The 26462-nt window shown below is 58.9% G+C and carries 30 protein-coding genes and 4 pseudogenes; 23 read left to right on the top strand and 11 right to left on the bottom strand.

Annotated features, from left to right (window positions below; all coding sequences use genetic code 11):
* Positions 1-323: 323 nt before the first annotated feature.
* The 7 genes from ELH03_RS34575 to ELH03_RS34545 all read left to right on the top strand — a co-directional run bounded on the left by ELH03_RS34575 (position 324) and on the right by ELH03_RS34545 (position 5459).
* Complete coding sequence (locus ELH03_RS34575; RefSeq protein ID WP_130767471.1) at positions 324-782, top strand: hypothetical protein; 459 nt, start codon at positions 324-326, stop codon at positions 780-782.
* 13 nt (positions 783-795) lie between these two features.
* Positions 796-1218, top strand: a complete 423-nt coding sequence (locus ELH03_RS38720; RefSeq protein ID WP_130767470.1) for a copper resistance CopC family protein — start codon at positions 796-798, stop codon at positions 1216-1218.
* Positions 1215-2090 carry a CopD family protein gene (locus ELH03_RS34565; RefSeq protein ID WP_130767469.1) on the top strand — a complete coding sequence of 292 codons (876 nt, stop codon included), beginning with the start codon at positions 1215-1217 and terminating at the stop codon, positions 2088-2090. The genes ELH03_RS38720 and ELH03_RS34565 overlap by 4 nt, the downstream gene beginning before the upstream one ends.
* Positions 2091-2164: 74 nt before the next feature.
* A complete protein-coding gene (locus ELH03_RS34560; RefSeq protein ID WP_245504924.1) occupies positions 2165-2638 on the top strand; it encodes a DUF305 domain-containing protein in 474 nt (157 codons plus the stop codon).
* 17 nt (positions 2639-2655) lie between these two features.
* Complete coding sequence (locus ELH03_RS34555) at positions 2656-4116, top strand: YncE family protein (RefSeq protein ID WP_130767467.1); 1461 nt, start codon at positions 2656-2658, stop codon at positions 4114-4116.
* Between the two features lie 51 nt (positions 4117-4167).
* Positions 4168-4695: an RNA polymerase sigma factor gene (locus ELH03_RS34550; RefSeq protein ID WP_130767466.1), complete on the top strand. Its 528-nt coding sequence runs from the start codon at positions 4168-4170 to the stop codon at positions 4693-4695.
* Positions 4692-5459, top strand: a complete 768-nt coding sequence (locus ELH03_RS34545) for an anti-sigma factor family protein (protein ID WP_130660220.1) — start codon at positions 4692-4694, stop codon at positions 5457-5459. Before ELH03_RS34550 ends, ELH03_RS34545 begins: the two co-directional genes overlap by 4 nt.
* On the opposite strand, the gene ELH03_RS34540 is transcribed toward ELH03_RS34545, so the two are convergent.
* Both ELH03_RS34540 and nhaA read right to left on the bottom strand, forming a co-directional pair.
* Positions 5456-5890, bottom strand: coding sequence for a hypothetical protein (locus ELH03_RS34540; protein ID WP_130767465.1), 435 nt, complete (start codon positions 5888-5890; stop codon positions 5456-5458). The genes ELH03_RS34545 and ELH03_RS34540 overlap by 4 nt on opposite strands.
* A 125-nt stretch (positions 5891-6015) precedes the next feature.
* The gene (gene nhaA / locus ELH03_RS34535) at positions 6016-7206 is read right to left on the bottom strand and encodes a Na+/H+ antiporter NhaA (protein WP_130660222.1); all 1191 of its coding nucleotides are present in this window, start codon (positions 7204-7206) and stop codon (positions 6016-6018) included.
* 285 nt (positions 7207-7491) lie between these two features.
* Here nhaA and ELH03_RS34530 point away from each other — a divergent pair, with 285 nt between their 5' ends.
* From ELH03_RS34530 to ELH03_RS34510, 5 genes are all read left to right on the top strand, one after another.
* Positions 7492-8835: a chloride channel protein gene (locus tag ELH03_RS34530; protein ID WP_130660223.1), complete on the top strand. Its 1344-nt coding sequence runs from the start codon at positions 7492-7494 to the stop codon at positions 8833-8835.
* A gap of 158 nt (positions 8836-8993) precedes the next feature.
* The gene (locus ELH03_RS34525) at positions 8994-9371 is read left to right on the top strand and encodes a GFA family protein (RefSeq protein ID WP_130767464.1); all 378 of its coding nucleotides are present in this window, start codon (positions 8994-8996) and stop codon (positions 9369-9371) included.
* 206 nt (positions 9372-9577) lie between these two features.
* The gene (locus tag ELH03_RS38365; RefSeq protein WP_245485469.1) at positions 9578-9748 is read left to right on the top strand and encodes a hypothetical protein; all 171 of its coding nucleotides are present in this window, start codon (positions 9578-9580) and stop codon (positions 9746-9748) included.
* 507 nt (positions 9749-10255) lie between these two features.
* A complete protein-coding gene (locus tag ELH03_RS34515; RefSeq protein ID WP_245485470.1) occupies positions 10256-10609 on the top strand; it encodes a MarR family winged helix-turn-helix transcriptional regulator in 354 nt (117 codons plus the stop codon).
* A gap of 87 nt (positions 10610-10696) precedes the next feature.
* Positions 10697-11113 carry a hypothetical protein gene (locus tag ELH03_RS34510; RefSeq protein WP_130767463.1) on the top strand — a complete coding sequence of 139 codons (417 nt, stop codon included), beginning with the start codon at positions 10697-10699 and terminating at the stop codon, positions 11111-11113.
* 72 nt (positions 11114-11185) lie between these two features.
* Here the strand turns inward: ELH03_RS34510 and ELH03_RS34505 are convergent, their stop codons facing one another.
* Positions 11186-11497 (bottom strand): hypothetical protein, encoded by a 312-nt coding sequence (locus tag ELH03_RS34505; protein ID WP_130767462.1) that lies wholly within the window; start codon positions 11495-11497, stop codon positions 11186-11188.
* Between the two features lie 22 nt (positions 11498-11519).
* On the bottom strand, positions 11520-11921 hold the full coding sequence (locus ELH03_RS34500) for a response regulator (protein WP_130660229.1): 402 nt from the start codon (positions 11919-11921) through the stop codon (positions 11520-11522).
* A 91-nt stretch (positions 11922-12012) separates the two neighbouring features.
* Between ELH03_RS34500 and ELH03_RS38585 the strand changes: the two genes are divergently transcribed.
* Both ELH03_RS38585 and ELH03_RS34495 read left to right on the top strand, forming a co-directional pair.
* Complete coding sequence (locus tag ELH03_RS38585; RefSeq protein WP_281035124.1) at positions 12013-12141, top strand: hypothetical protein; 129 nt, start codon at positions 12013-12015, stop codon at positions 12139-12141.
* Between the two features lie 371 nt (positions 12142-12512).
* Positions 12513-12636: pseudogene (locus ELH03_RS34495) on the top strand (glutaredoxin); the annotation flags it as partial.
* Between the two features lie 242 nt (positions 12637-12878).
* On the opposite strand, the gene ELH03_RS34485 reads toward ELH03_RS34495, so the two are convergent.
* A complete protein-coding gene (locus ELH03_RS34485; RefSeq protein WP_130660231.1) occupies positions 12879-13367 on the bottom strand; it encodes an invasion associated locus B family protein in 489 nt (162 codons plus the stop codon).
* Between the two features lie 518 nt (positions 13368-13885).
* Here ELH03_RS34485 and ELH03_RS34475 point away from each other — a divergent pair.
* Positions 13886-14113, top strand: a complete 228-nt coding sequence (locus tag ELH03_RS34475) for a hypothetical protein (RefSeq protein WP_130660232.1) — start codon at positions 13886-13888, stop codon at positions 14111-14113.
* A gap of 677 nt (positions 14114-14790) precedes the next feature.
* Here the strand turns inward: ELH03_RS34475 and ELH03_RS34470 are convergent.
* Entirely contained in the window at positions 14791-15348 is a 558-nt protein-coding gene (locus ELH03_RS34470; protein ID WP_245504937.1) for a nucleotidyl transferase AbiEii/AbiGii toxin family protein, read from the bottom strand.
* A 437-nt stretch (positions 15349-15785) separates the two neighbouring features.
* Between ELH03_RS34470 and ELH03_RS34460 the strand changes: the two are divergent.
* Positions 15786-16755, top strand: a pseudogene (locus tag ELH03_RS34460) (AraC family transcriptional regulator).
* Between the two features lie 60 nt (positions 16756-16815).
* Here ELH03_RS34460 and ELH03_RS34455 read toward each other — a convergent pair.
* Positions 16816-17084 (bottom strand): annotated as a pseudogene (locus tag ELH03_RS34455) (SDR family oxidoreductase); the annotation flags it as partial.
* Between ELH03_RS34455 and ELH03_RS34450 the strand changes: the two are divergent.
* Entirely contained in the window at positions 17032-17700 is a 669-nt protein-coding gene (locus ELH03_RS34450; protein WP_348636486.1) for a TetR family transcriptional regulator C-terminal domain-containing protein, read from the top strand. The pseudogene ELH03_RS34455 and the gene ELH03_RS34450 sit on opposite strands and share 53 nt — an antisense overlap.
* Here the strand turns inward: ELH03_RS34450 and ELH03_RS34445 are convergent.
* Positions 17694-18680: a pectin acetylesterase-family hydrolase gene (locus tag ELH03_RS34445; protein WP_165420553.1), complete on the bottom strand. Its 987-nt coding sequence runs from the start codon at positions 18678-18680 to the stop codon at positions 17694-17696. The genes ELH03_RS34450 and ELH03_RS34445 overlap by 7 nt on opposite strands.
* 284 nt (positions 18681-18964) lie before the next feature.
* Between ELH03_RS34445 and ELH03_RS34440 the strand changes: the two genes are divergently transcribed.
* Entirely contained in the window at positions 18965-19912 is a 948-nt protein-coding gene (locus tag ELH03_RS34440) for a LysR family transcriptional regulator (RefSeq protein ID WP_432422309.1), read from the top strand.
* 163 nt (positions 19913-20075) lie between these two features.
* On the opposite strand, the gene ELH03_RS34435 is transcribed toward ELH03_RS34440, so the two are convergent.
* Positions 20076-20804, bottom strand: a complete 729-nt coding sequence (locus ELH03_RS34435; protein ID WP_130767459.1) for an SDR family NAD(P)-dependent oxidoreductase — start codon at positions 20802-20804, stop codon at positions 20076-20078.
* A gap of 95 nt (positions 20805-20899) precedes the next feature.
* Between ELH03_RS34435 and ELH03_RS34430 the strand changes: the two genes are divergently transcribed.
* Together ELH03_RS34430 and ELH03_RS38715 are read left to right on the top strand one after the other, a co-directional pair.
* Positions 20900-21322, top strand: a complete 423-nt coding sequence (locus tag ELH03_RS34430) for a winged helix-turn-helix transcriptional regulator (protein WP_130767458.1) — start codon at positions 20900-20902, stop codon at positions 21320-21322.
* A gap of 194 nt (positions 21323-21516) precedes the next feature.
* Complete coding sequence (locus tag ELH03_RS38715; RefSeq protein WP_368389699.1) at positions 21517-21984, top strand: alpha/beta fold hydrolase; 468 nt, start codon at positions 21517-21519, stop codon at positions 21982-21984.
* 177 nt (positions 21985-22161) lie between these two features.
* On the opposite strand, the gene ELH03_RS34420 is transcribed toward ELH03_RS38715, so the two are convergent.
* Positions 22162-22518 (bottom strand): winged helix-turn-helix transcriptional regulator, encoded by a 357-nt coding sequence (locus ELH03_RS34420; protein WP_130767456.1) that lies wholly within the window; start codon positions 22516-22518, stop codon positions 22162-22164.
* Positions 22519-22652: 134 nt separating this feature from the next.
* On the opposite strand from ELH03_RS34420, the gene ELH03_RS34415 reads away from it, so the two are divergent.
* The 3 genes and pseudogenes from ELH03_RS34415 to ELH03_RS34405 all read left to right on the top strand — a co-directional run bounded on the left by ELH03_RS34415 (position 22653) and on the right by ELH03_RS34405 (position 25005).
* Positions 22653-23507 (top strand): SDR family oxidoreductase, encoded by an 855-nt coding sequence (locus tag ELH03_RS34415; RefSeq protein ID WP_130767455.1) that lies wholly within the window; start codon positions 22653-22655, stop codon positions 23505-23507.
* A gap of 125 nt (positions 23508-23632) precedes the next feature.
* Positions 23633-23770: pseudogene (locus ELH03_RS34410) on the top strand (aldehyde dehydrogenase family protein); the annotation flags it as partial.
* A gap of 233 nt (positions 23771-24003) precedes the next feature.
* The gene (locus tag ELH03_RS34405) at positions 24004-25005 is read left to right on the top strand and encodes an alpha/beta fold hydrolase (RefSeq protein WP_348633885.1); all 1002 of its coding nucleotides are present in this window, start codon (positions 24004-24006) and stop codon (positions 25003-25005) included.
* Between the two features lie 83 nt (positions 25006-25088).
* Here the strand turns inward: ELH03_RS34405 and ELH03_RS34400 are convergent, their stop codons facing one another.
* A complete protein-coding gene (locus ELH03_RS34400; RefSeq protein WP_130767454.1) occupies positions 25089-26261 on the bottom strand; it encodes a Fic family protein in 1173 nt (390 codons plus the stop codon).
* Positions 26262-26462 lie beyond the last annotated feature (201 nt).

Here is a 26462-nt window from a genome sequence, read left to right as displayed (position 1 = left end):
AGGCATTATGTTGCCTGCTTAGCCGTTTTGCTGCTCAACGCTTAGCCCCGGACGCATTATCGGGCATGCGGTATCCAACCCGCGCATCAGAGCTTGATCGCCGACGAATGCGACGCCTGCTACCTCCCCGCAGGCGTTGCCAACATCCCTGGCGATAGGCACACGAGGAATTCTAGCGATCCTCAGGAATAAAGTCTTCTGGTCACTGTCTACCCTGGTGTGACGTTCGTGCACCTCATCCAGCGTCGCTGATGGGACCATGGATTTGGGTATGTCGAGTTGGATTGAGCGAACCGGTGTAAGGTCAAGGTGAAGAGATGATTATGCGGACATTGTTGCGTTCCGTCATAGCCGGATTTGCTGCGCTCGCCGCAAGTTTCGCTATCCTTGGGATGGCCGACAGGCTCGGCATCGTAACGGCCAGGGGCGAGTTTCAGCGGTTGGTGAAATCCGCTGTCGGACCGTATCTGTCGGACATGGGCCTGCCCGCGATCCGAAGCAGCTTTCACCTTCCATCCCCACAATCGTCTGTCTTTATGGTCGGTTTCGAGATCGCAGTCTGGATGGGCATGGCTTTGGCCTGTGGCTTCATCGAGCGCCACTTTCCAGGGCCTCCGCTGATCAAAGGATTGATTTATGCAGCACTGATCTGGCTGATCAACGCGGGGATTGTCTCGCCGGCGTTCGGTGAAGGATTTGCAGGAAGAAGAGCCGGCCCTCTGGGGATTGCGAGCGCGACGGCTCATGCCTGCTTCTTTATCATCCTCTCCCTTCTGATTTAGCAGCTCCTGGGTAATGCGAAACGGAAGTGCTCGTGGGTCATCAACGCCAATCTCGAAAAGGAACGAAACCATGGTCCTGCGCTTTGTCACATTCGCAACTGCCTGCCTCCTTTGCGCCGCCACTTCGGTATTCGCACACGCGCGGCTAACCATTTCCGACCCTGCGGAGGGCGCAACGCTACGCGCGTCTCCGCCAGCGGTCTCGCTGACGTTCTCTGAGGGGCTTGAGCCAGCCTTCTGTCACGTGACCCTCGCAGCCGCATCTGGCGAACCCGTCAATGTAGACCGCGAAAAAGTCGGCGGCGACAGGAGCACTATCCTGTCGGCTTCGATCCCGAAATCGCTTGTGCCCGGCCGATACATGGTCCGGTGGAATGTCCTGTCCACCGACGGCCACAAGACTTCCGGCACGTCCAAATTCACGGTCGCGCCATGACAACGCATCAAGCCCTCGTCCTTGACCGCGTCCTGCTTGACGCGGCGCTGGCCTTTTTTTGGGGCGGCAGCGGCATGGTCTTCGTGACCGCGGGAGGTGCCCGAGCGCGGCTGCTGGCGACGATGCGCGTGCCCCTTTTGGCAAGCAGTTCACTTGCGGCTACCGCAGCCATTGCCGCACTAGCAGTCCAGACCGCTGAAATCGCATCGGATTGGACCTCGGTCTTTCAGGCTGATGTGCTGACGACCGTTGCCCTTCACACCGCGGTCGGCTTTTCCACCGTCGCGGGGGCCATCACCTCGGTGGCTTTGTTCGGCGCAGTTTTCGCCGGGCACTGGCGAACTGCGGTCGCTCTTGCCGGCTTGGCTATTTGCGAGACGGTGACCAGGAGGCATGCCGCTGCCTCCTTTGACCTTGCCGGCTCGGCTCGTATGACTGTGGATGCCATCCATGTTCTGTCGGCAACAGCCTGGGTCGGAGCGCTGCCGCCATTCTTATTGCTTGTGGCAATGTCCCGGATACCAGAACTTCGCCGCGAAGCCGTGATGTCGATGCAACGATTCTCCACGCTCGGTCATGCGGCGGTCGCTCTCGTCCTGCTCAGCGGCGCGACGAACACATGGCTGATCGTTGGGCGTCTGTCGCTCCACCCGAACTCTCCCTACCAATGGAAGCTGCTCGTGAAGATCGCTGTCGCACTGGCCATGACATGCCTGGCAATCGCGAACCGTTACTTGATCGTGCCGCTCAACCGAAATCATCCCGAGACATCAAGAAACTTCCTGATGGTCGCTGCGGCCCTTGAGATCGCACTCGGTCTGCTCGCCTTCGCTCTTGTCGCGTCCTTCGGACTCGAAGACCCGACGGCATAAAAAAAGACGCTCTCTTCGGGAATAGACACCGCCCTCAGGTGTCTACCCCGGATATAACAAGAAGGAAGAAGTCGATGAACATCTGGTCCCACCGAAAGTCGACGGTCCTTGCGGCCGCGATCCTGGCCACAGCCGGAACATGTGCGGCATTCGCGCATGACCCGGTGCAGCACATACATCCGGCCAACCTAGTGGCCGACGCTACAGAGGCTGCCTTTCTCGCCGAGAACAATACGGCCATGGACAAGATGATGGCGGACATGGAGGTCAAGCCGACCGGCGATGTCGATCGTGATTTCGTGGCGATGATGACGCCTCATCACCAGGGCGCGATCGATATGGCACTCGCCGTCCTGAAATACGGCAAGAACGAACAGCTTAAGCGCATCGCGCAAGAGATCATCGTGGATCAGCAGCAGGAGATTGCGGCAATGAAGCTTGCGACCGGTGATCCACTCCCCCCATCCGACGCCGCCCCTACACAGCTCGCACCGGAGACTACCCCCGCCGAATCCATGCAGAGCATGGATCCAGGAATGAAGATGTAACCTAAAGGTCGTTACCCATGAACATTCGGACATCTTTCGCCGCCAGCTTGCTGGCGGGCAGCATGCTATTGCCTTTTTCTGCCTTCGCCGGCCAAGCGCCCTTCGCAGATTCCGCCCCGGATATTCCGGTGAGCAGTAAGGACCGCGTCTACGCCGCCGAGCAGTTTTCGAATACGGTCTCGGTCACCGATCCGGCGACCAACCAGCTTCTTGGCGTGATCAAGCTTGGCGATCCTCAACCCGGCAACCTCTCGCCGCTCTACAAGGGGCAGGTTCTGGTCCATGGCATGGGCTTTTCGCCCGACAAGAAGACGATCGCGGCCGTCTCCATCGGCTCGAACTCCGTCACCTTCATCGACACTGCGACCAACACGGTGAAGCACACGACCTATGTGGGTCGCTCGCCGCATGAAGCCTTCTATACCCCGGACGGCAAGGAAGTCTGGATCACCGTCCGGGGTGAAGATTACATTTCCGTCATCGACGCCAACACGTTCGAGGAGAAGACCCAGATCAAGGTGCCTGCGGGTCCTGGCATGCAGATTTTCTCGCCGGACGGAAAGTACGGCTATATCTGCTCGTCGTTCAACCCCGAGACGGTCGTGGTCACCGTCGCCGACCATCAGATCGTCGGCCACGTGAAGCAGGCGAGCCCGTTCTGCCCGAATATCGCTGCCTCGCCGGATGGCAAGCAAGTCTGGTTCACGCTGAAGGACATCGGCAAGGCCCAGGTGTTCAATGCTCAGGCGCCATTCGACCTGATCAAAACGATCGATACCGGACCAATCACCAACCACGTCAACCTCGTCACGAACAAGAATGGCAGCTTCGCTTACGTGACAGTCGGCGGATTAAACGAGGTCAAGGTCTTCCGGACCGACAATTTCGAGCAGGTCGCGACGATCCCGGTCGGCAATCTGCCGCACGGAATCTGGCCGTCGGGTGATGGGACCCGCGTCTATGTCGGCCTGGAAAACGCCGACGCCATGGCTGCGATCGACACGCTGACGAACAAGGTTATCGCCACGATACCGATCGGCCAAGCAGCGCAGGCTGTCAATTATGTCCCGAACGCGGTACCGGAGGGCGATGGCCTGCAGAACCTGCAACCACTCGGGACCGCGGGCGTCGCCGCTCACCTGAAGCTCGAAATGAAGGGCGACAAGGAAAACAAGGCGCCGACGAGCGTGTCCCTGTTCGATCAGGGTCTGACCCAAGTTCTGCAGGCATCCGTCACTGGACTGGAGCCGAAGAAGATGTATGTTTTGGCACTTTCCGAAAAGGCAGATGGCAGCGGACCGCTCCAGGGCCTCTCAAGCTTTATGACCAACCCAGCCGGCTCGGCGATCGTCAACGCTGTCGGGCCGATCCGGCAGATTGTGGAAGCCAAGCACAAGGACGAGCGGCGCTACCTCGTGGTTGCCTCGGTTGAAGACGGCAAACCGGGCAACGTCCTGCAGGTGCAAACTGCGGAGTAGAGCGAACCGACGGCCCGCGGAACAGCGGGCCGTCTGTCTGGAGGTCAGGATATGGATGACTTGCTTCTACAGGTAGAGCCGATGATCCCGGCCTTGAGGCGTTACGCCAGAGGTCTTGTGCGGGACATCGAAGCTGCTGATGATATCGTTCAGGACTGCCTGGAGAGGGTGGTTTTCAACTGGAGCCGCCGGCGCGACGACAATCCGCGTTCGTGGGTGTTCGCCATCCTGCACAACCTAGCAGTCAATAGGCTCAGGCAGGATGCCCGGCGTGGCGGCTCCGTGCCAATCGAGGACGTTCCCGAGGCTACAGGCGCGCGGGCGGCAACGCAGGAGGAAACGGTCTATGGCCATGAGGTGATGGCGGCGATCGAACGCCTGCCGCCGGATCAACGCAGCATTCTGCTCCTGATCTCGGTCGAAGATTTGACTTACGCGGAGGCGGCGAAGGTACTGGAAATTCCTCTCGGCACGGTGATGTCAAGGCTTTCGCGAGCGCGGGAGCAGTTGAGGACGATACTGGAAACCAAGCCGTCGGGTGGCTCAGCCGGCCGCCCGTATATCTGGAGGGTAAAATGATCATGAGACCAATTACCGAAGACGACCTCCAGGCCTTTGTCGACAATGCGCTCGATGCTGAGCGGCGTCGCGACGTGTCCGAATATCTGCTGGCGAACCCCGAGGCTGCCGCACGTGTCTCCTCCTACCGGACCCAAGCCGCGGCGTTGCGCTTGACAATGGACCCTGTGGCGCGCGAGCCTCTGCCGTCGAGGCTCAACCTCAAGACTATCATGGCAGCGCGCCCCATTTCCCGTAGACCGCAATGGTTCCGGCTTGCTGCCGCTGCTGTCCTGATGCTTACCGTCGGCGCGACGGGCGGCTGGATCACCAGAGGCTACACGATCCCATCGATGGAAGGTATTGCTGCGCTCGCGCAGGAAGCTTCCGCGAGCTACAGCGTCTTCGCCTCCGACCGGCTTCGCCCCGTTGAAGTCAGGTTTGACGGCAGCGAGAATCTGCAGCAGTTTGCAGCCGCGACGCTCGGGCGCTCTGCCGCTATCCCAGATCTCAGCAAGTCGGGCTATCGCCTCATGGGCGGTCGCGTGATCCCGACAGCGCGCGGTCCTGGCTTCATGCTGATGTATGACAACGACAAGGGCAGCCGGATCGTCATGCTCGCGCGCCACATGACGGTGGATCAGGACAAGCCGATGGTCAAAAGCGGCAAGGACGACATCCGCGGCTGGAGCTGGGCAAAGAATGGCATGGGCTACAGCCTGGTTGGATCGTTGCCGTCAGAAGAGCTTCACCCGATCGCCGATGCAGTACGCTCGCAAGTCTAGCGCTTGAAACCCAGGTCAAAGGTGAGATCATGTCCCTCTGCCGCTTCCCTCAGATTGCGGCCTGCGAAATCACGCCCCGTGATATCTACCCTTCGCGCCGCGGCCTCCTGAGCGCAGCCGCAGCATTTTTCCTTGTGAGCAGCGATTGCAGCGGCGCTTTCGGCTTTGGTGAGTGGTGCGGCGCCGGCCATCGAAGCAAGAGCGGTGGTGACAGCGCCGGCGAGGACGATGGAGTTGATGGTGGCGCTATCTCCCCGACACTTGTTACACGGATCGCTATCAATAGCTCGTGATAGCTCGCCAGGTCGCCGGAAATTCAACCGCCACGAGCGGCGCGCGAGACCTGCAATCGCTTCCAAGTCCTTACCAACATGATGAAGCTGCGTGGGACGTGTATTCACATCGAGAGATTGCGCCGTCGTCGACTGCATCGTCGCGTTCTTGCGAGCACGAGGACCAATTAGGGGCAGAAGAACTTGACGACCGCGAGCCACGAACCTTCATTCGAACAGGCCCTGTATGATCTGGAGACGCGTCGCGGCAAGTTCGTCAACAGCTACGGCCGGCTAATCTTCCTTCGGCTCGCCATCAGCACCGCAGATCCCACCACACCAGAGATCGCCGAACCGAGCAGGATGCCGATCTTGACCTTGTCCTGCACGGCTGGGTCGTCGAAAGCGAGGAGACCGATAAATAGGCTCATGGTGAAGCCGATGCCGCACAGGAGTGCAATACCCGTCATTTGCGTCCAGTTTGCCGTTGCCGGAAGCTGCGCTAAGCGCAACTTCACGAGGAGACCGACGACCGACAGCACGCCGAGCAACTTGCCTGCAAACAATCCCGCTGCAACCCCAAGCGTATGAGGATCTGCTAAACTCGAGATGGACGTGCCAAGAAGGGAAACGCCCGCGTTGGCGAAGCCGAATAATGGGACGATGACGAATGCCACGGGCCGATGAAGGAAGTGTTCGAGCCGGTGCAGCGGGGATTCCGCGTCGCTAGCCTCCGGAGCGCCGGGCGAGAGTTTGATCGGTATCGTCAAGGCCAGCAGCACGCCCGCAAACGTCGCGTGGATCCCCGAGATGAACATGAGCACCCACAAGGCGACGCCAAGGGCGAGATAGAGCGTCAGCGTCTTCACGCCAGCTCGGTTGATCAAAAACAGGAGGGCCAGAACCACGGCAGCTCCAGCAAGAGCCGCGAGATTGAGACCGCTTGTGTAGAAGAGTGCGATGACAAGGACGGCGCCGAGGTCGTCGATAATGGCAAGCGCCGCCAGAAAGATTTTCAGCGACCCAGGAACCCGGTTCCCAAAGAGCGATAGCACTCCGAGCGCGAAGGCAATGTCGGTGGCCGTCGGGATCGCCCAACCGCGGAGGCTTGCTGGCGTTTCGGCATTGAATGCCAGATAGATGAGGGCTGGGGCGAGCATTCCTCCCGCCGCGGCGGCACCCGGAAGGATTCGCCTGCTCCAGGTCGAGAGCTGGCCATCGAGCATCTCGCGCTTGATCTCCAGACCGACGAGCAGGAAGAACACGGCCATGAGGGCGTCATTGATCCAATGCTGCAAGCTCAGTGGTCCGACGTAGAGATGTAGGGCCTGGAAATATGCGCGAGCCAGCGGCGAGTTCGCGACCGCAAGGGCCATCGCCGCGGCGGCCATCAGAACGACGCCGCCGGAGGCTTCGCTATCAAGAAATCTGCGCAGACTAGATTGAATGCGACCGGTCGCGATCGGCAGGGACATGGGTTCGCGCTCCCTTGTGGAAGGTTGATCTTTGTCTCCGTCGATTTCGGGAAGCCCGCGGCGCACGCAGCACACGCCATCCGGCAAGGGATACCTAAAAGCAACAGGGATTTCCAGCGTCCCCCGTCCGATATATCCACGTCTCGTAACACTCGACCGCTATAGACATCCTGCGTGCTTCGGCACGCCAGCGGCCCTGCGCACGTTCGACATGTTGCAATTTGGGGGTGATCTTCGCGCGCGATGGCGCTAGTAAGGGACAATCCCGCATCGCCGAGCACCGACATGCCACCATCCTATCGATATTCCAAGCTCTTTCGCCGCTCCCGCGTCTTATGGGGCTCTTTTTCGCTTTGGCAGCCGAGGCTGGTGTTTTGGTGCGGGGCATTGGCAATCGGGGTGATCAGCGTCGGCTTTGCGAAGCTTGCGGATCTGGCGCAGAAGAGCTTCGGGTCTCTCACCTCGTCCGGTGAATGGGCCTTCCTGCTGCCACTTGCGCTGACCCCGCTTGGCTTCATGCTGTCGGCCTATCTGGCGGCGACGCTGTTTCCGAACTCGCAGGGCAGCGGCATTCCGCAGGCGATCGCCGCGCGACATCTGCGGGACGAGGAAGATCGGACGCGGCTGCTGTCGCTGAAGATCGCCTTCGGCAAGATTGTGCTGACGGTGCTCGGGCTGTTCTCTGGCGCCTCGATCGGCCGCGAGGGTCCGACCGTGCAGGTCGGAGCGTCGATCATGCTCGCCGTCGCCCGGTTCAGTGGCATGGCGCAGGCGCGCGGGCTGATCCTTGCGGGTTCAGCGGCGGGAATTGCAGCCGCCTTCAACACGCCGCTTGCTGGCATCGTCTTCGCGATCGAGGAAATGAGCCGGACCTACGAGTCTCGGGCGAACGGGCTGGTGCTCACGGCCGTCATCCTCTCCGGTCTCGCGGCACTCGGGCTTTCGGGCAGCTACAACTATTTCGGCATGGCATCGGCTGCCCCCACCGAGCTTCGCGACTGGGGGCTGGTTCTGATCTGCGGCATCGGCGGTGGTGCGCTTGGAGCGGCCTTCAGCGGCTTCGCGTTGCACTTCGGCCAAAAGATCCGCCGCTGGGCGCAACCACAGCCGCTGAAGCGCATGCTGGCGCTTGCGGGCATCTGCGGACTGGTGATCGCAGTCATCGGCGTGGCGTCGGGAGGCACGACTTTCGGCACCGGCTACGAGCAGGCGCGAGCTGCGGTCGAAGGCAATGCCCTGCCTCTGCTCTTCTTCGTTGAAAAGCTCGCCGCCAGCTTCCTGTCCATGCTGTCAGGTATTCCGGGCGGCATCTTTGCGCCGTCGCTTGCCGTCGGCGCCGGTTTCGGCAGCACCGTCGGATCGCTGCTCGGCACCAGCATCGCGTTAGCGGCCATCCTCGGCATGGCCGGTTATTTCGCGGGCGTCGTGCAGGCGCCGATGACGGCCTTCGTCATCATCCTTGAAATGACCGGCGACCACCAGGCCGTCATCCCAATCATGGCGGTGTCGATGATCGGCTACGTGACGTCGCGGATCCTGTCGCGCGAACCGCTCTACCACGGTCTTTCGCGCGTCTTCATCGCAGCGGCGATCAGGGCGAGGCGTGTTGTCGAAAGGGAATTGGAGTAGCGTGCCTACACGGACGAGCGACGAACCTGCGCGGCATGCTCCCGGCGTCGAAACGCTTCTAGGGCTGTGCTCGATCCGTCCACCGGCATCGCGGGGTCGACGACGGGAGGCCTGACTAGTCGGTTGGCTTCGCGGACATCAATTAGGAGGAGCACGGAATGAGACGAGCGGCCAGTTGTTCATGCGGCCAGCTTTCGATAATCGCCGACGGAGAACCCGTCAAAATCTCCGTCTGCCATTGCCGGGCCTGCCAGCGTCGCACCGGCAGCGCGTTCGGAGTGGCCGTCTTCTTCCAAGCGGATCAAATTGAGACTTCCGGAGCGTCGAGCACCTACGTCCGGTCGGGCGACAGCGGGAGATCGATCGAATTCAGGTTCTGCCCTGCATGCGGTTCGGCGGTTTTCTGGATGCCGGAGTTCAGGAAAGGGCTCGTCGCCGTCCCTTTGGGATGCTTCGCCGACCCATCCTCGCTGGCGCCAACGCAAAGCGTCCACGAGGAAAGTCGCCTGGAATGGGTGTCGTTCGATTTCGCTTAGGCAAAGGCGCATCGGCACTGGCTCTTTCTCCAAGCGATTTCCGAGGGCCGTCCTCTAGTTTGTGATTTCCTCGCGAGCAAGAAAACCATTAATATCCCGGCATGATATTTTCAGCGTCCGCGATAGGTTTGAAGCTGTTCGGGCTCGTTAGCCTTCCCTTCCACCGACGTCCTGAACCGACGTCGACGGAAGCCAGCGAAAACGTTGTGGTAAGTCTCCTGCTCGACGAATGGTGCAGGCATTCGGCAACGAACCGAAACGATCCGAAGTCCTACGCCGCCATCCCGAGGATCGTCGCGCTTCGTGCGGCGGGGAAGACCGTCGACGAAATCCGGTCCGAGATTTTCACGGAAGCCGCGGCCGAGGAGGCAGACTAGGGAGGAACATTCACAGGTTCAATCTCGTGGATCATCAGACCGCCTCGATCGATTCGGACACGTCATCATAGTCACGGGCCACAGCGCTCGAAGCCACATTTAACCAGCTCTTCTGAGTCCGCAGTAAGAAGCTCAGCATTACGCCGCCAGCCGGTGAAGATGCCGGCCATTCCCTTGAAGGCTCACGTTCAAAGGAGTGGCAGCGCTTCGGATTCGCATCTTTGAAGCACGACAGAATTTTCTAGTGAGGTCACGAAATTGGCACAGTTTTTTTAGCAACATCGGGAGAATATGGCTCGCGATCTATCCGTCGACGCCGTCGCGACCCAACACTTACCGCATCGGCTCAACTTGCAAACCGTTCTCCTATTGTGTGCCGCTGTTCATATCACATCATGACATTTGAGAAGGACTATTCGCATGCCTCGATCGGGACGCCGGACTTCTGGCCTGACTGACGATGTCTATGAAGGCCTGGCGGGGTTCCGGCTAGCCATGAGGCGGTTTTTGTCGTTCAGCGAGGCGGCCCTTGCCGAGGCTGGTGTCACCTCCCAGCAGTATCAGGCTCTCCTGGTCGTGCGCACGGCGCCGGGCTGGCAGATCAGGCTTCGCGACCTCGCCGAACAGATGCTCATGCAACACAACAGTGCCGTTCAGCTTGTGGATCGGATGTGCTCGGCAGGCCTAGCGGAGCGGATACCCGCAGAAGATGACAAGCGCAGCGTGCTGATCGGCCTGACGACGAAGGGCGAGCTGTCCCTTGAATCCCTGGCGAAGGTTCATGTTGAAGCAATGCTTGCGCACGAGCCGCTGCTGGCTGAATCCCTGTCTCGGCTTCGTCAGGTGACGGAACTGACCTGAAGTCACTCACCATTTCTTAATCGCGACGCGCTTGACCTCCGAACGCACTATTGTATCATGGCGTGATATAAAAGGAGGAGAACAGCTATGCAAAGCGGCGAAGGTGGCTGGTCCAACTACCGACCGTCCAAGACCCTATGGGCCTGGTCCATCGTCGGGGCCTCGGCATTGACGATGGCGCTTGGCTTCACCTGGCGAGGATGGACGACGTCGGGAAGGGCCAGGGTTATGACCGACATCGCCGTCCGAAACGCGAAGGCGGATCTGGTCGCGGGCATCTGCGTCCATAACTTTGTGACGGCGAAGGACGCACAGGAGAACCTTAAGGCCCTGCAGGCGAAGTCGTCATGGCAACGTGACGACTTCATCACCGATGGAGGCTGGGCCAAAATCGCGGGGATCGACGGTACTATCACGAACGCGGCCGACGCCTGCGCCGACCAGCTCGTGAAGATGAAGGAACTGCCGCAATCGGGAGGAGATGCCGCAGTCACCGACAGCTAGAGTTCAGGCCGGAAGTGATGAGTTATCCGGTCCTCGCGAGGCCCGTCCGAAATGATTTCGGGCGGGCCATTTTCACGATCTGAAATCGCCAACAGCCTCCGAATCCTGCAATACCTGCAGAACCTCTCTTGTCATGAGGTGAGCGGCCATCAGGACCGCAGGCGACAACGGTCTGCCGTCGCGCGCGTCCCGGCATATTTTCAGAAGGCCCACCAGCTCGATCGGGTTCTCGATGAATCCGTCCAGCGCGTCTTCAAGACCCTTGGGAAACTGCGATCCGACCTGGATCGCGAGCTCGCCGTCCTCCCTTAGCACTCCCCGACTGATCAGAATGATTTCCAGCCGCCCTGTCCAATGACCGAGTTCGGCGCGTCTATCGATCATGTCGTCCCCCTCCCTAGCCTGTTCAAACGAAGAGCCGCATTCCTCCTGGCGGGACGCATCGTTCGCCTTCGCGGATTGTTCTCAGATATTCGAGAACGTCCCGGATCAAGTTTGGATGGGCGGGTTTCGATATCAGGCCGATAACCTTTGAGAGATCGGTTTCAATCAGTTCGGGGCTTCCCGTGACTATGACGACCGCAACGCCGAAATCGCACGCGAGATACTGCCCGATCCGTGGACCGGTCGCTCCGTCCCTCAGGTTGACGTCCACCAAAGCAATCGTGCTGAAGGCGGCGAACTGCTGCGCGGTCTCAAAGCTGTCGGCAATCCCGGATGTCTCATAGCCAAGCGTCATCAGAATATCCTCAAGATCAGACGCGATCAGCATGTCGTCTTCGACAATCAGTATTTTCTCCCCAGCCACCAATTTCCCTCATTCGTTCATGCTGCATTCATGATTGACAATATGGGCGAACCACCAAAGAATGTCACCACATGATATAATGAGTGAGCCCATGACCAAGACCGCCTTCCTCTCTGCTGTGTTTGCCTGCTATGTCGCGGTCATGTTCGCCCTCGCTTCCATTCCCAGCGAGACATCTTCTGAGGTCTCGCAGGCTCAACAGCTACAGGCGGGGAATTGATCTCCGGCGCAGGGGCGAAAATCAACCATGGACTGTGGCGTCGGAGCGTGACCATGTCCCTCGATAGCAAGGTTTTTCTGGTCGCCGTCGTGCTATTCGTCGCGGCGATATGGGGCGGAGCGATCTACGCCTTCCTGCAGCTCTGACCCTCACATACATCATCACGTGACATTTTCTACTGGAAACGGAACCGTTGCGCGCGTCGCTCATTACTCTTGCGAAGGAGATATTCGACATGCAACGCTCGCTGATCCAGCCACACCACGCCTATGTGTCGCGCGATCCCGGACGACCGCGTTACGTGTCCCGGATCGAAAACGGCATCAGTTTTGATGGCAACCCAGGATAAAAAAGCCGCTCTCTATCGAGAACCTGAATTGAAGTGCGCCTGCGTTGGCGACGACGGCAACGTGCCGCTCGGCGTCGGGTCGCTTACAGAAAACCTGATGGGTGGCGATGGCATTGTGGATGATCACGAAAACTGTGGCGCTGTGACAACGATGAAAGGGGTTGAAATGCACGCCGAACAAGACGAATCCTTTTACAACGTCCGAAGCCTACTGCACTGCTATGGCATTGGTCGGCACGAGGCGGAGCGGCTTCTTCAGCGGTTTGGCAACTCGAAGCAGGAACTGGATCTACTCCTTTCAGCCCGTGGCAGGACTCCCAGGCATCGCCTGAAGGAACTTGCGACACCCGAGCAGAGAGCCCCGTTTGGAATAGGCTGAATTCGCCCCTCAGTTGCAGTGGGCAACGCGCTCTAGCGCCGCTGTCACCCCTGTCAGTGAATAGGTATAGGTCGTACGAGTGCCTCCCGCCGACGTCGCATGCAGCATCATTTGGCTGCCGGACCGAAGTGCATCGACGAGTTCCGGTTCGAGAGCGGCCTCCGAAACCCAGGCGGCTTTGTCCTTGACGAACATTTTGAACGTCTTGTCCCCGATTGAAACCTGCACTGTCGAGTCAGTTTTCAATGCGTATCCTAGGATCGCTTCCGGTTCATTGCCGCCCCCCTTCTCCGCCGGCGCGATCAGGAAGTAGTTTTTTCCATGGTCGACATTGGCGGGAGCAGATTCCTTCGGCACCGAGAGCGCATAGCACACCCGAGATCCGTTTCTTATAAAGGAATACACGCCCCAGTCGCCGCTTTGAGACACCATCCTAGCCGCAGCATGGGCGGCCAATGGCATCGATGCGGCGACAGCAAGGCTGGCAAGCTTCTTCATTTTTTCCTCTTCCTGAAGTGTCGAATTAACGCTCGCGGCCGGACCTAGCGGGGGTTGGTTGCACGTTTCCCGCGCAGGAACCGGACCTCTTCGAAGGTGATGCATCCGTCCGCGACATGGCCCTCCCACACCCGGTTTCCAAGCCGGCAGGTGATTATGAGGCCCCCGCTCTCAACGGCGCCGGGAGTTGAGGACACCGTGACGAGATTTTGCTTGCGATATCGCTGAAACTCTCTGGTCGTGAGGCCCAGACGGTCGGCAAGCACTTCGTCTGAAAGTAGGGATTTGGGGTTCGGGATGTCGGACATGTTGAAGGTCGAGCTCGGGCCGCATCAATATCATGACGTGATATAATTCATTCCGGACTGGTGGTTCAACCCCTTGGCGCACGGAAATGGTTATCTGACCGATTTTGATGGAGAGCCGAACTTATCCCGCGTCCTATCTGCCGGAAGATGCGAATGATGTTCAATTTTTCAGATTTCTGCTAAAACGTCTCTCCTGAAGGAGTAGGTGTCATGTTCGCAGCGAGTTTAGTTCCTGACGCGTTCTATTGGGCCAGGCCCCTCAAGCAGAGTGATGGTCGCCTCACCGTCGTCCAGATATCGACAGTCTTCGGCGTAGATCAGGACTATTGGACTCTGGCGGTGCTGGGGAGCGATCAGCACCAGATGATCGGCGACTATGAAATTGTCGCGCTCGCAGAGCCTCCTGAAGACCAATCTATACGTCTTGCGGCCGAGTAGCGGAATAGCGGTGGGTTTTATTGCCCGCGCTATCTATCGCCGACGCTTGTCACGTGCCCAATCCGCAGGCCGCAGATCGTCTCGCGGGTGCGCGATGCGGCGAACGTACTCGGCGATTACAGGGTCGTCGGTCAAATGCCTTTGAAACTGCAGCTCGTCCATTCGGCCGGCGCGATAGGCATTTACTATCTCTTCTTGGGCGGCGGTTAAGGTTGCCTGACCACCAGGCTCTGGCCAGACGACGCCGAGCTGGGTAGGCACACCCCCCGTAGCTCCTTCTTTTTTCTCACAATCGTCCACCGTAACCTCCTCCAAGGCGCGATCGCTCACGGCATCGTCAAGCTAGTCCTCTTGATGGAGCGCCCATGTCGCGATGGTGCACGAATGGATAACATGGCCATTTGCCGTTAGTTCCAGCGTCGCTCGCAGTAGACTTTCCTCGAAAAGACATTGAATTCCGAAATTTCGTGGGCGCTGGCGATAGTCCCCACTCACGGAAAGACTTGAAAATCTTGTTTTATCGAGCGTCGGCTCGGAGTGGGACCGGCGCGAAGTTGTCGCCCCGGTCGGACACCTTCAGCTTGCCCGCCTTGAACGGAATCGAACCGGCGGCCCGGCAATTGGGAGTCCGGACCGGCCCATATGAAATCCTCGCAATCAAGTGTGCTTTCGATCTGCTATCGGAGTAGGTTTGGAAACCTCTTCTCGCGCAACTGCTCTATCGCTTTTTCTGACGATTTCCACGGCTCTCCCTTGAGCATAGGAAGGACATCCGTCCAAATGAGACCGAAGGCATCAATAGCGTCGTCGTCGGTGAACCCGATCCCTGGCGGGAGCAAGGGCGCAATATCTTCCGTCAGGCTTTTTGTCAGCTTCTCGAGCATGCGTTGCTCGGCATTTACCCTCGTGATCACATTCTCCTCGATTGATAGGTAGTGCTCGAATGCAGCGACAAGCCGCCCTGGATCGAGGGAAAGCTCCCGGAACCCCTCGTGGAGTTCGAACAGATCGCGGTTCTTTCTCCGCTGTAGAAGTGCCCTGAGCTTTGTGCCAAACAGCTCTTCCTTGTCATAGGATATGATGTCCGCGGCACCGTTGAACCATCCGTTCTCCACCTTGAACGGATATCCTTTCGTGCCATACAACGACGTGTGCTCGCGTGTGTTGATCTCGACCTTGAGCTTAAGCGACGTTCCGGGCTCGGTCTCGGGCGCAAAGGAGCTCCGCCAATGCATCTTCACGGGTAAACGTCGAGTACCCGCTCATCAGTTTGTTTTCGATGTAATCATCCAACGATGGCATCCGTCAATCATACGCAAAAACAAACAGAAATATAGGGGTTTTGCATATGGTTGGCGACAGATCGTCGCCAGAGGCACCCGGCCCTTCGTTTTCTTAACACGGTAAAGACGGCCGAGCATGGGCGCTTTGATGCGGCCCATGAATTGGGCCATTTTTGCACCGGCATGGAGGCCCGAGCGGCAGACGAGCCGAGGAGGAGGCAAATCGCTTTGCTTCCTCCTTCTTGATGTCCGGCCGCAGACGTCATAGCGCGGCTGCCACGCATTCACACATTGAATCAAATCGTCGAAGCTAAGAACGAACCGATGGCGAGTTTGTTAATGTTGATTTCACTCAATCTAATGCTCGTTCGTCTCATTTAAGGCCGTCCATGTCACCGCCAATCGATTGGCTCAGCCGTCTTCTTGAATTGATGACCGTAAGCGGTCGATTGGAACTGCGCTGCCTCTATGGCGCACCGTGGCAGGTGGTCTATGGCCAAAGCGCCATGAGCGATATCGTCTATCATGTGGTCCTGAGCGGCGTGGCATTCGTGAACGATGCGGATGGTGGTGTGCCGCAGCGCCTTGAGGCAGGCGACATCCTGCTCGTTCCGACCGGTACCCCCCCATCTCTTGCATGATGGTAGCGGCGTCCAGCCAAGCCTGGCGACCCAGCGCGTCGGCCTTAATCTGACGATCAGCGAAAACGCAGGATCTGGCGAACGATTGGATATGCTGTGCGGACGGTTCATCCTGACACCACCCCATGATCGCCTGTTGGGCGCCTATTTAAGTTCCCGTCTGATCGTGCGCGGGATGCCACCCTCCCCGACTTTGCAGAAGACTGCTACGCGCGACCAATTGACGAGCCTGGTAGCGCTCATGCGAATGGAGACAAGTATCGAGGGCCTTGGCGGTCATGCCATGCTCAATGCACTCTCGGCGGCCCTGTTTACGCTCGCACTGCGGCTGGCCAGCGAATCCGACGAAGCGCCTCCCGGACTGCCTGCTCTGGCGGGGCATCAAAGGCTCGCACCGGCACTCACTGCGATGTTCCTCGACCCGGCCCATCCATGGACGCTTCCCAAACTCGCCGACCTCTGTCATATATCCAGGGCAACACTGGCGCGCCATTTTCAGCGCAATCTCGGCCGATCTGCCGACGCCCTCCTCTTCAATATCCGCATGAGTGTGGCGGCTAATGAACTGAAGGAAACAACCAACTCTACCGCAGCTATCGCGGAGGTCGCAGGCTACCGCTCAGAGGCCGCCTTTCAGCGCGTGTTCAAACAGCATCTCGGTATGACGCCTGCACAATGGCGTAGGGCATCGCGTGCATCAGACCACAAGCGAAAATGATCGCTTTGAAATCTAACACCTGTTTGTCGACAGCCTTGCCCTCCACCACTCCAAAGGAAGTCAGACCGACTTCACCTCGCCATCATCCATGCGCAGTGTGGTACCGTCATCCAGTGCGCGGCCGGGGAGACAATGAACGCCATCAGCTCGGCGATTTCCTCCGGCTCGCCATAGCGGGCAATACCGGCTTCCTTCGGAAAGCGGGCGGTTGCCTCCTCCACAGTCATGTCGTGCAATGGCGCCCAATGTTCCAGGTAGCTGCGGCGGCGGCCGGTCATGACAGGTCCGGGGAGCACGCTGTTGACCTGCACGCCATCCTCGATGCCCCGTGCGTATATTATTGAATGGGAAGACATTCGCTTCGAGAACAATTCATTGAATCCGGCGTCGCAACGCTGCATCAGCGCGGCTTCTTCGCGGCCGGGGTACGCGAGATATGAAGCCGGCGCACCACAGGGTTCCTTCATCAACCATTTCGGATCGAAGGAAGCGTTCGCAATCGCCGTACTGGATCGCTATGTCGAGCGGACCGAAGCCATCATAGCGGTGACCTTGGGTGATGAGACCCGGACAGCGATGGATCGCATGACGGCTTATTTCGACGTTATCACGGACGCCCTGGGCGGTGCTGGCTGGCGGCACGGATGCATGATCAGCAACATGAGCCTGGAAGCGGCCGAACACAGCGAGCTGATCCGTGGCCGGCTCGAACAGATATTTGCCAGCCTGACCCAGCATTTCTCTGCCGGCATCCGAGCGGCGCAAGCGTCGGGAAGTGTCCGGGCCGACCTTGACCCGGATGAACTGGCAGATGTTCTGCTCTCATCCTGGCATGGAGCCATGCTGAGGATGAAGGTCGAAGGTAGTCCCAGGGCCATCGACCGGTTCAAGCGTGTGGTGCTGTCCACACTCCTTACTCCGCAGGCCTCGCCAACGCTCTATTGAGAAAACGCCGGGCGCGTCCAATGGTGCTCGGGGGATTCGCTGTCCACGCAGGCCACGTCCTCTACCGGCTTGCCGATAACGACCGCAGCGAACCAATCGAGGAACCGCACGCCGCTCGTCTGCCGCGTATAGAGCCGATCCAGCGCATGCGGACGCCCGCGGTTGTCTAACGCATTCTTTGCTAGAACGGCGTCATAATACCCGCCGATGATGCCTTCGTCGTGCCCCCAGCTGGTGTAGGTGCGGAAGTTGGAAACCTTCGCCCGAATATAGGCGTGCGCCTGGTCCAGTTTTGCTGGAACGTCAGGCTTTCTCTCCCCGATCAGCTGCATGAACATTGCCTGGACGGCATCATGCCGCTCATTGTACTGGTGAAAGACGATGCCGGGATGAAGCTCGGCTGCGCGGATGTAGAGGTCCTCGATGGTCAGACCGTCGATCGGCACATCCTTGAAGCCTTCGACGCGCTTCAGGACGTTTTCGGTGCCCCACGACTTGAAAAGCGGGGCGAGTTTCTCGCTCAGGTGATAGGCGCCGCCGCCATCGGCGAAATGGGTGATCCTTGCCCCTGGATAGTGCTGGGCGACGATGTGCGTGAAGAGGGGCGAGGCAAGCGCGCCGGCGCTCCAGCCCATGACCGCGACAGTGTCCGGCTGCGGGTAACTCTTGAACATCCAGTCCAGGGCAAGCATGGCGTTGTCGAAGCCCTTATGCAGGATCGTTATCTTGCCTTCGAGGTGGCCATTCATCGCCGGCGTGTCATAGACAGGCGTTGCGTCACCCAGAAAGACGTCCCCGTTAGCCGTCGGAAGGTAAACTAGGGTGTAGTCTGCGAGCGGGTTTTCGGCGTTATCCGTGTCGAAAACTCCGCCCAAATTGGTGGGATCGAGTTCGAGGCCCGCGAACGCCCGGTAGTGCGGGCGGCAATGCAAAGCGCAGTTTTCGCCCGTCCAGCACGCGCCGCCGCCGGCAAAGATCACAGCGAGTTTTTTCGGATCACCCTCCTTCGCCCAGAAGGAATATGGCGTTCCCTGGGAGCAACCTGGTGCTGCCGCGGGAAGCACGTTGCGCCAGCGACGGCGAAACGATGGAAGGGGTTGGCTTGGCATGGTGCCTCCTTGTCGACTGACGATCTTGGCTCTTAATCCGCACTGCCGCGAACATGGCGAGCTCACGATCCCGAGGATAACTGCCTGCAATTGGTTCCGACAGACGCACAGGACGCATTATATTGTTGCATCAGGCGCTATATCAGAAAGAGATAATGATGTTACTTTCGGCTATGGATGATGTGGATCTGAACCTGCTTCGCGCGCTTGACGCGCTGCTTGTCGAAGGCGGCGTGACCGGGGCGGCTCGGCGCCTTGGCTTAAGTCGTTCCGCCGTGAGCCGAACGTTGGCGCGCCTTCGCTCAGTAACGGGCGATCCTCTGCTTGTGCGTGCCGGACGTGGGCTGGTGGCCACCCCCTACGCTGCCGAGCTGCGCGAGCGCGTTCCTGCTCTTAGCCGAGAGGTGCTGGCGGTCCTCCGCCTTGCCACCAACAATCTGGACATCGCCTCGCTTGAACGGACCTTCACCATTCGAGCCAACGAAGGGTTCGTCGCGGGCCTGTCGGTTGCGCTGGTCGCCGCGATCACGAAAGCGGCGCCGCGTGTTCGCTTGCGCTTCGCACCCAAGGCCGAGAAGGATGCGCGACCGCTTCGGGAGGGGCAGATCGATTTGGAGATTGGCGTCCTAGGCGTCTTCGCGCCGGAGGTTCGCACGCGGTCCTTGTTTCGCGACAGCTTCGTAGGATTGGCTCGGATTGGACATCCTCTTTTCTCCGGAGCTGACATTACGCCGGAGAGCTATGCAGCGTGTGATCATGTTGTTACGTCACGAAAAGGGGAATTCACCGGGCCAGTTGACGATGCCCTGGCAGAGCTCAAGCTCCAGCGGACGGCATCTGTTGTGGTGCCGGGATTTCCTGACGCAATGCAAATCGCTCGTCACTCGGACTTGGTCGCACTCGTGCCGCGCTCATGCCTCGGCAATAACCTGGAGAACGGTCAAACAGCGACAGCGGGCCTTCAGAGCTTTGACCTTCCGGTTCGCACGCCGGAGATCGTGGTTTCAGCGATGTGGCATCCACGGATGGACGCCGATGCGGCGCACCGCTGGTTTCGGGATACCGTGGTCTCAGTCTGCCGGACGGCTAACCCGAGACGCTGACAATTGCCGATGAACCGCGGCGTTCAGCGAGACAGCATGTAAGGGCTAGCCGCTCGAGATCGATCACGAGGGATTGGTCGCAGCCGAGACCCTCGTGGGCGCTACCACATTGGTGACTGGAGCCTGCCCATTCGCTTGCGCCGGCATTGCTGTCGATCGCAGGTCAAACCTGCGCCATGCCGCCATCGACGGCGAGCTCCGCCCCTGTCGTGAAACTGCTCTCATCGCTGGCGAGGAAGAGAACCGCAGCGGCGACCTCATCCGGCCGGCCCATGCGTCCGAGAGGGATCATGCTGGAGAGAGCGTCCCGAATTTCTGGCGAAGCTCCAGCCATCATCGCCGTATCGGTCGGACCCGGGCTAACGACGTTGACACGGATGCCCTCGGGGGCAAGTTCGTTTGCCCATGTGCGCGTGAACGAACGGACAGCGGCCTTCGTAGCACCATAGACACCGTATCCTTTTGTGCCGATATCGCCGGCTATAGAACCAATCAGCACAATCGTTCCGCCGGGCTGCATGATGTCGATGGCACCCTGTACCGCGAATACCAGGGAGCGGACGTTCAGGCCGAATGTCCGATCGAAGTGCTCTCCGGAAATGTCCTCAAGGGGGGCGTATTCCGATAGGCCCGCATTCACGACGAGCAGGTCGATGCGGCCTTGTTCCGATCGGATCTGCTCGAAGATGCGCTGAAGATCGGCGCGGCCGCTGGCATCCGCCCGGACCGTTCGAATGCTGCCCATGTCCGCAAATTCCGATGTGCTCTCCGGGCCCTTGCGGCTGGTCGCGTAGACCTGCGCTCCCTCGCTGGCGAACCTTTGAGACACAGCTCCGCCGATGCCGCCGACACCGCCGATAACGAGGGCGATCTTGTTTGCTAATTTGCTCATGTGAACTCCATCAACATTGATGAAGTCAAGATATACCCTCTATACCTACGGTCAATTACGCACTATAAGTAAAGCAGATATCGAGGAGGATACCTATGTCCGCAATGAACGAAGATTTGCCCGTCAAAGCCAGCTTGCCTCATAGGCCCAAGGCTGTCTCCACCGAGGCGTTGCTGGACGTTGAGAAGGCGCGACCCGTGCTTGAGCAGATCGCCAACAAGTGGTCGGTCCTGATCCTGACCGTCCTGTGTACCAGGCCGTCACGGTTCAACGAGATCATGCGGCGCCTGGACGGCATCACGCACAAAGCGCTCGCCGACGCATTGAAGCGCCTGGAACGCAATGGCCTCGTTCGCCGTGAAGTGCTCACCACAGCGACGCCGGTGGGCGTCGAATATACCATCACCTCGCTCGGCCGCTCCCTTCAGCAACCGTTCGAGGCTCTCTATGCGTGGTCCATGACCTACGGTCCGGAGCTTGGGCGCGCGCAGGAGGAATACGACCGCATTCGAGTCTAGACCCATTGGCATCGGCCGACGTTCAACTGCTCTGTCGACACCCTGACCACAGCTTGCCAAAAAGCAGAAGGTATTTCGATGTGGGAAAAGGCGCGCATGCGGACTGGTGGCTTCGAGGAGCCAGTTGGTCGCGATCGCCGGACGCTAAAGATTTCGTCGCGCTGCATATCCGAGGAGAGATTCGACAATGCCCGATGTTGAGATGCTGCCGAGAGTTATCATATTACATGGTGCGCACGGTGGGCCAGACACGAACTGGTTTCCCTGGCTCCAGGCGGCGCTTGAGAGCGAGGGATTCGAAGTGGTCCGCCCCCGTTTCCCCACGCCGGAGGGGCAATCTCTCAGCCTGGTTTGAAGCCCAGGATCTCGCGGTTCAGTCATTGTCTATCGCCCCGACTATCCTTGTGGGGCATAGCCTGGGAGCGGCCTTTGCGCTTCGCCTCATCGAGCGGGCAGCCGAGCCGGTCGCCGGGGTTCTGTTAGCAGCAGGCTTTGTAGGTGCGCTGGCACCTTCACCTTCCCGATTACGACCCGATCAATCAATCGTTTTTTTTCAGCGCCGTTCGACTGGCCGTCGATTCGTGAACGCAAGGGAAGAGTATTCCGATGCTGGGCGGGAGATAATGACCCATATGTCGCGCTGTCTCACTCACGGGAGGTAGCAACCTCTTTGGATGCTCCGCTCGAAATCATACCAGGAGAGGCCATCTCAACACCGAAACGGGCTTTAACACCTTTCCGCAAATTCGAGATGCAATCCTCGCCGCCAAATCTTCTTAAGCGCGCTTACCCACGGCTTGGGTCGAGGGCTGAATCGTGTCCGACGTCAGCAATGTATCTCACGATAATTCAGCCGGAGAATCACGCAGCAATAGGCGCGATCCGACCTCGACGATGGATCTGATCGCGGGAAGCAACTCCTTCCCGAGGTCCGTCAGTTCATACTCTACGGTCGGCGGCGATGTCGGCATGACGTTGCGTGTCAGGACGCCGCGCGTTTCGAGATCACGTAGCCTGCTTGTCATCACCTTTGCCGAGATGAATGGGCTATCACGGCGCAATTCGGAAAACCGGCGCGGACCTTCGCTTAAGGACCAAAGCACCTCGGGCGTCCAACAGCCACCCAGCAGATCCATACACTTCGACATGGGGCAGCCGGGCAGCGCAGTGACCTTTTTTCGTATTTTGAGAACCATAGAACATCCTTGCTGAGAGGTTTCTAATTGGATACCGGAGAATAGAGGTAACCGCAAGATACGAGGTTTCCGGTGGTAACGCCCGCTGCTATTTAAGGGCTCTCCAACAACGGTAACTAAGAATGGATTTAACGATGTACGCAGTAACTGGAGCAACAGGACAACTGGGCCGCCTCGTGATCGAGACACTCCTCGAAACGATCCCGGCGAATAGGATTGTGGCGGTGGTTCGCAATCCCGCAAAGGCCCACGATCTGACTGATCGCGGCATAACCGTGAGAGAAGGGGACTATAGTCGTCCCGACACGCTGGCTCCGGCATTGGCAGGCGTCGAAAAGATCTTGCTCATTTCGTCGACAGAAGTGAGCGGACGGCTTCCGCAACATCGGGCCGTGATTGATGCGGCTGGTTGGGCCGGGGTGCCCTTCCTCGCTTACACGAGCATGCTCCACGCCGATACGTCCCCCGCGAGGCTGGCTATCGAGCACCGCCAAACGGAAGAGATCATTGAGGCTTCCGGAATTCCCGCCGTCATCTTGCGCAACGGCTGGTACACTGAAAACCATCTCCTCGCGCTTCCAGCAGCGCTTGAGCACGGCGCCTTCGTCGGTGCCGCAAAAGGCGGCCGCTTCTCGTCTGCAGCGCGCAAGGACTATGCTGCGGCCGCAGCGGTGGTGTTGACGAGCGATGGTCATGCTGGACGCACGTATGAATTGGCTTCCGACCATGCATTCACGCTTTCTGAGCTTGCGGCAGAGGTCTCGCAGCTCTCTGGCAAGACCGTCGTCTACAACGATCTCTCCGGGGCCGATTACGAAAGTGTCTTGACCGGTGCAGGGTTGCCGGCTGACCTCGCCGCTCTACTTGCCGATGCCGATGTCGCAGCCTCACGCGGTGCGCTGTTCGATGACGGGGGCGCGCTGCGCCTGCTGATTGGTCGCCCGACCATACCGATGCAAAACCTCGTCGCAACAGCTTTGGGAATTTAACAGGATAGTCTTCAGGTGATGTCACATAGCGAGTTTTCGCAAGGAAGATCTCGCTATTTGATCTCAGCTGGCCCGGCATAACGATGGGCGGCTGCGCGCCAGGCGGAGCTTAGACTCTCTAATTTGTGAATACTGGCCTAATTTCGACCGCCGAAGTGCCGTTCGGCGGTGTGAAGATCTCAGAACTTGGTCGCGAGGGTTCAAAATACGGGATCGGGGAATTCCTGGAGCACAAATTTGTTTGTTTCGGGGGGATCGCATAGCGGCGGTGCCTGCGTACCTATTTGAAATTTCCAGGCCAGCGTCACGACGGCGCCCTGCAAAATTGCTTCTCACAATCAGATCACTGTTTCGATCGGAGTATTCGACCATGACCGCCCAACTTCAAACAATGAGATCTGCTCTAGGACTGACGCTTAACCGCCGTACGGTCCTGCTCGGGATAGGCGCGGCTACACCGTCCGGAACGGCGTGGGGGGAAGTAGCTTCCTCGACGTTGGTTTCACGCGTATTTAGCTCGCCTCGTCATACAACCCACTACCTCGAGTCCGGTCCCGTCGGCGGACCTTTGATCATCTTCCTCCATGGGTTTCCTAGTCTCAGTTTGATATGGCGGGCTCAGATGGATGCCTTCGCCGCGGACGGCTGGCACTGCATTGCTCCTGATATGCGGGGCTATGGCGGCTCTTCTGCGCCTTCCGACAAAGACGCATACGCCATGAAGGAAATCGTCGCGGACATGGTGGAACTTCATGATCACCTAGGGGGTAAGCCCGCGATCTGGGTTGGTCACGACTGGGGCAGTATCGTGACTGGGGCGGTGGCCGCGCATGAGCCTGGCCGAACTCGAGGAGTTGTCCTGGCTTCTTGGGCATATTTCCCTGATGGCAACGCCTTAAATGTTCTTGTTTCACTAGTTGACCGAACCATTTATCCAGCCGAGCAGTTTCCGGATGGCCAATGGGATTACGCCCGCTACTATAATACCAACTTCGACGGGGCGGTCGCTGACCTTGATGCAGACCATGAAGCATATCTCGCTTCGGCCTATCAACCTGGCTATCCGGCCCTAGTTGGGAAGGTTTCGCCGATGGCAATGGTCACGCGTAACGGAGGGCGCTTCGGCGCCGCACATCGCGCCCCGCCGACGCAACCTAACCCGGCCCTTTGGCCCCTGACCGACTTCAGAACACTTGTCCAGGCGTTCAAGCCCCATGGCTTCCGCGGCCCTTGCGCTTGGTACACGAACGATGACGCTAACGTCGCCTTTGCTCACGAATCAGCCAACGGCGGCCGCTTATCGCAGCCGGTGCTTTTCATCAATGGCGACTTTGATCAGATTTGTAGCATTACCGGAAATTGTCAAGGAGATCCAATGCGCGCGGCCTGTGCAGACCTCACTATAACGAGCCTGCAGGGCGGCCATTGGCTACCGCTGGAACGCGAAGCGGAGATTAGCCAGACCATTAGTACCTGGCTCAAGACCAAAAAGCTTTAGCTGTGAACGGGGGCTCGGCGTTCCTCTTGGAGCTTGGCGAAAGTGCAGCAAGAACCGCCTGACGAAAATGACTGTCTGGTCCTTCATTTGCCTGACCCCGCATTGGCTGGATAGAGGTTTGGAAACCACCGCTCGGCCGTGTCCGCCGAGAAGGCGAGGCGAAGCGGCGACCTATGCGAGGTAGCGGAAAGCATTCCCCGCTCGACGAGCGCCGATGTGACGTTACGCGCCGCCCTCTCCTCGTAGCCGGTAATCATTTGAATTTTCGAGCGCTCCACCTCGCCAGCCAGAACAGCCTCGCGAAGGACCTGGAAACTGCCCTTGGGGAGCTTCTTGGCGCGGATTTCTTCCTCGATGTGGATTTCGATGCGCATGAGCAGCTTGTCGGTCTCAATTAGGCCGCTCATAAACCGGATCTGGTCGATCGCCTGGTCAAGGAAGAAGTCACAGAACGCGACCAGCCCCCGATGGGTGAGATTGCCTCTTCCGTCGCGATCGCCAGCACGCGGACCGTCGGCAGCCATGAGTAGCGCCTTATATTTCTTTTCCTCTCGCGCGAGACCCCGGGCAACCGACCAGAGGCTCGTCCCGACGCCAAGGCGCTTCAAGAGCGCGTGCGACATCAGACGCGCCACACGGCCGTTGCCATCGAGGAAAGGATGTATCCAAAGAAAGCGATGAAGGACGGCACCCACAGATTGGAGCTGCTGAGACCGGGTTAATGGAGGATGCTGATATGCCTTATCGAAGCGGACCATGAAACGCGGTAAATCAATTGGCTCGGGTGGCAGATGGCGGCCAACTTGGACGTCCCGGTTTCGCCACTCTCCAGGAATGATTGGCACACGTTCTCCGGTCGTGCGATTGGACACCCAAAGCATCTCTGGGGGAAGGCGCGAGCTAAACTCCTGATGGAGCCATGATGCATAGGCGGCAGAAGCCGGCCACACGCCTGGATCGTCGCCGATATCGATCAATTTCTGGACATGGATATGGGCGACGGCTTCCTGCTGAAGCTCTCGCCGCTCAGGCTCCTCCGAGAAATCGTTCGCGAGTGCTCGATCGATGTCGCGTGGGTGCGTGTCGTGCCCTTCAATAAGATTCGAATAATAACAGTTCATGGAACGTACGAGGTCACCAATCGAACCAGCCAAAATCGGGTGAACACGACCAGCCAGCTGATTGGCCTCGCCGACCAGCGTTAAAACTTTATCTCCAAGGGCGCCCTTGTCGTCCGAGGGCACCATCGGTTCCATAAATGCAATATCCATACCGCATTTAATGCCGGTTTCTGTGCCGCTTGTAAAGTGATCAAAATCAAGCCTGTATGAGTATATAGCTGACCATTTTTTGCCGGTTTACATGCCGGTTTATGCCGATATAAAGGGAGCCCGAATTTTTTAAGGTTCTGTCCGGCGGTATCCGGCAAAGCCTCGACAGGCTATGAGCAGAGGCCC

Source organism: Rhizobium beringeri (genome assembly GCF_004306515.1).
Classification (GTDB): domain Bacteria; phylum Pseudomonadota; class Alphaproteobacteria; order Rhizobiales; family Rhizobiaceae; genus Rhizobium; species Rhizobium beringeri.
This window is presented reverse-complemented; position numbering and strand designations above follow the sequence as displayed.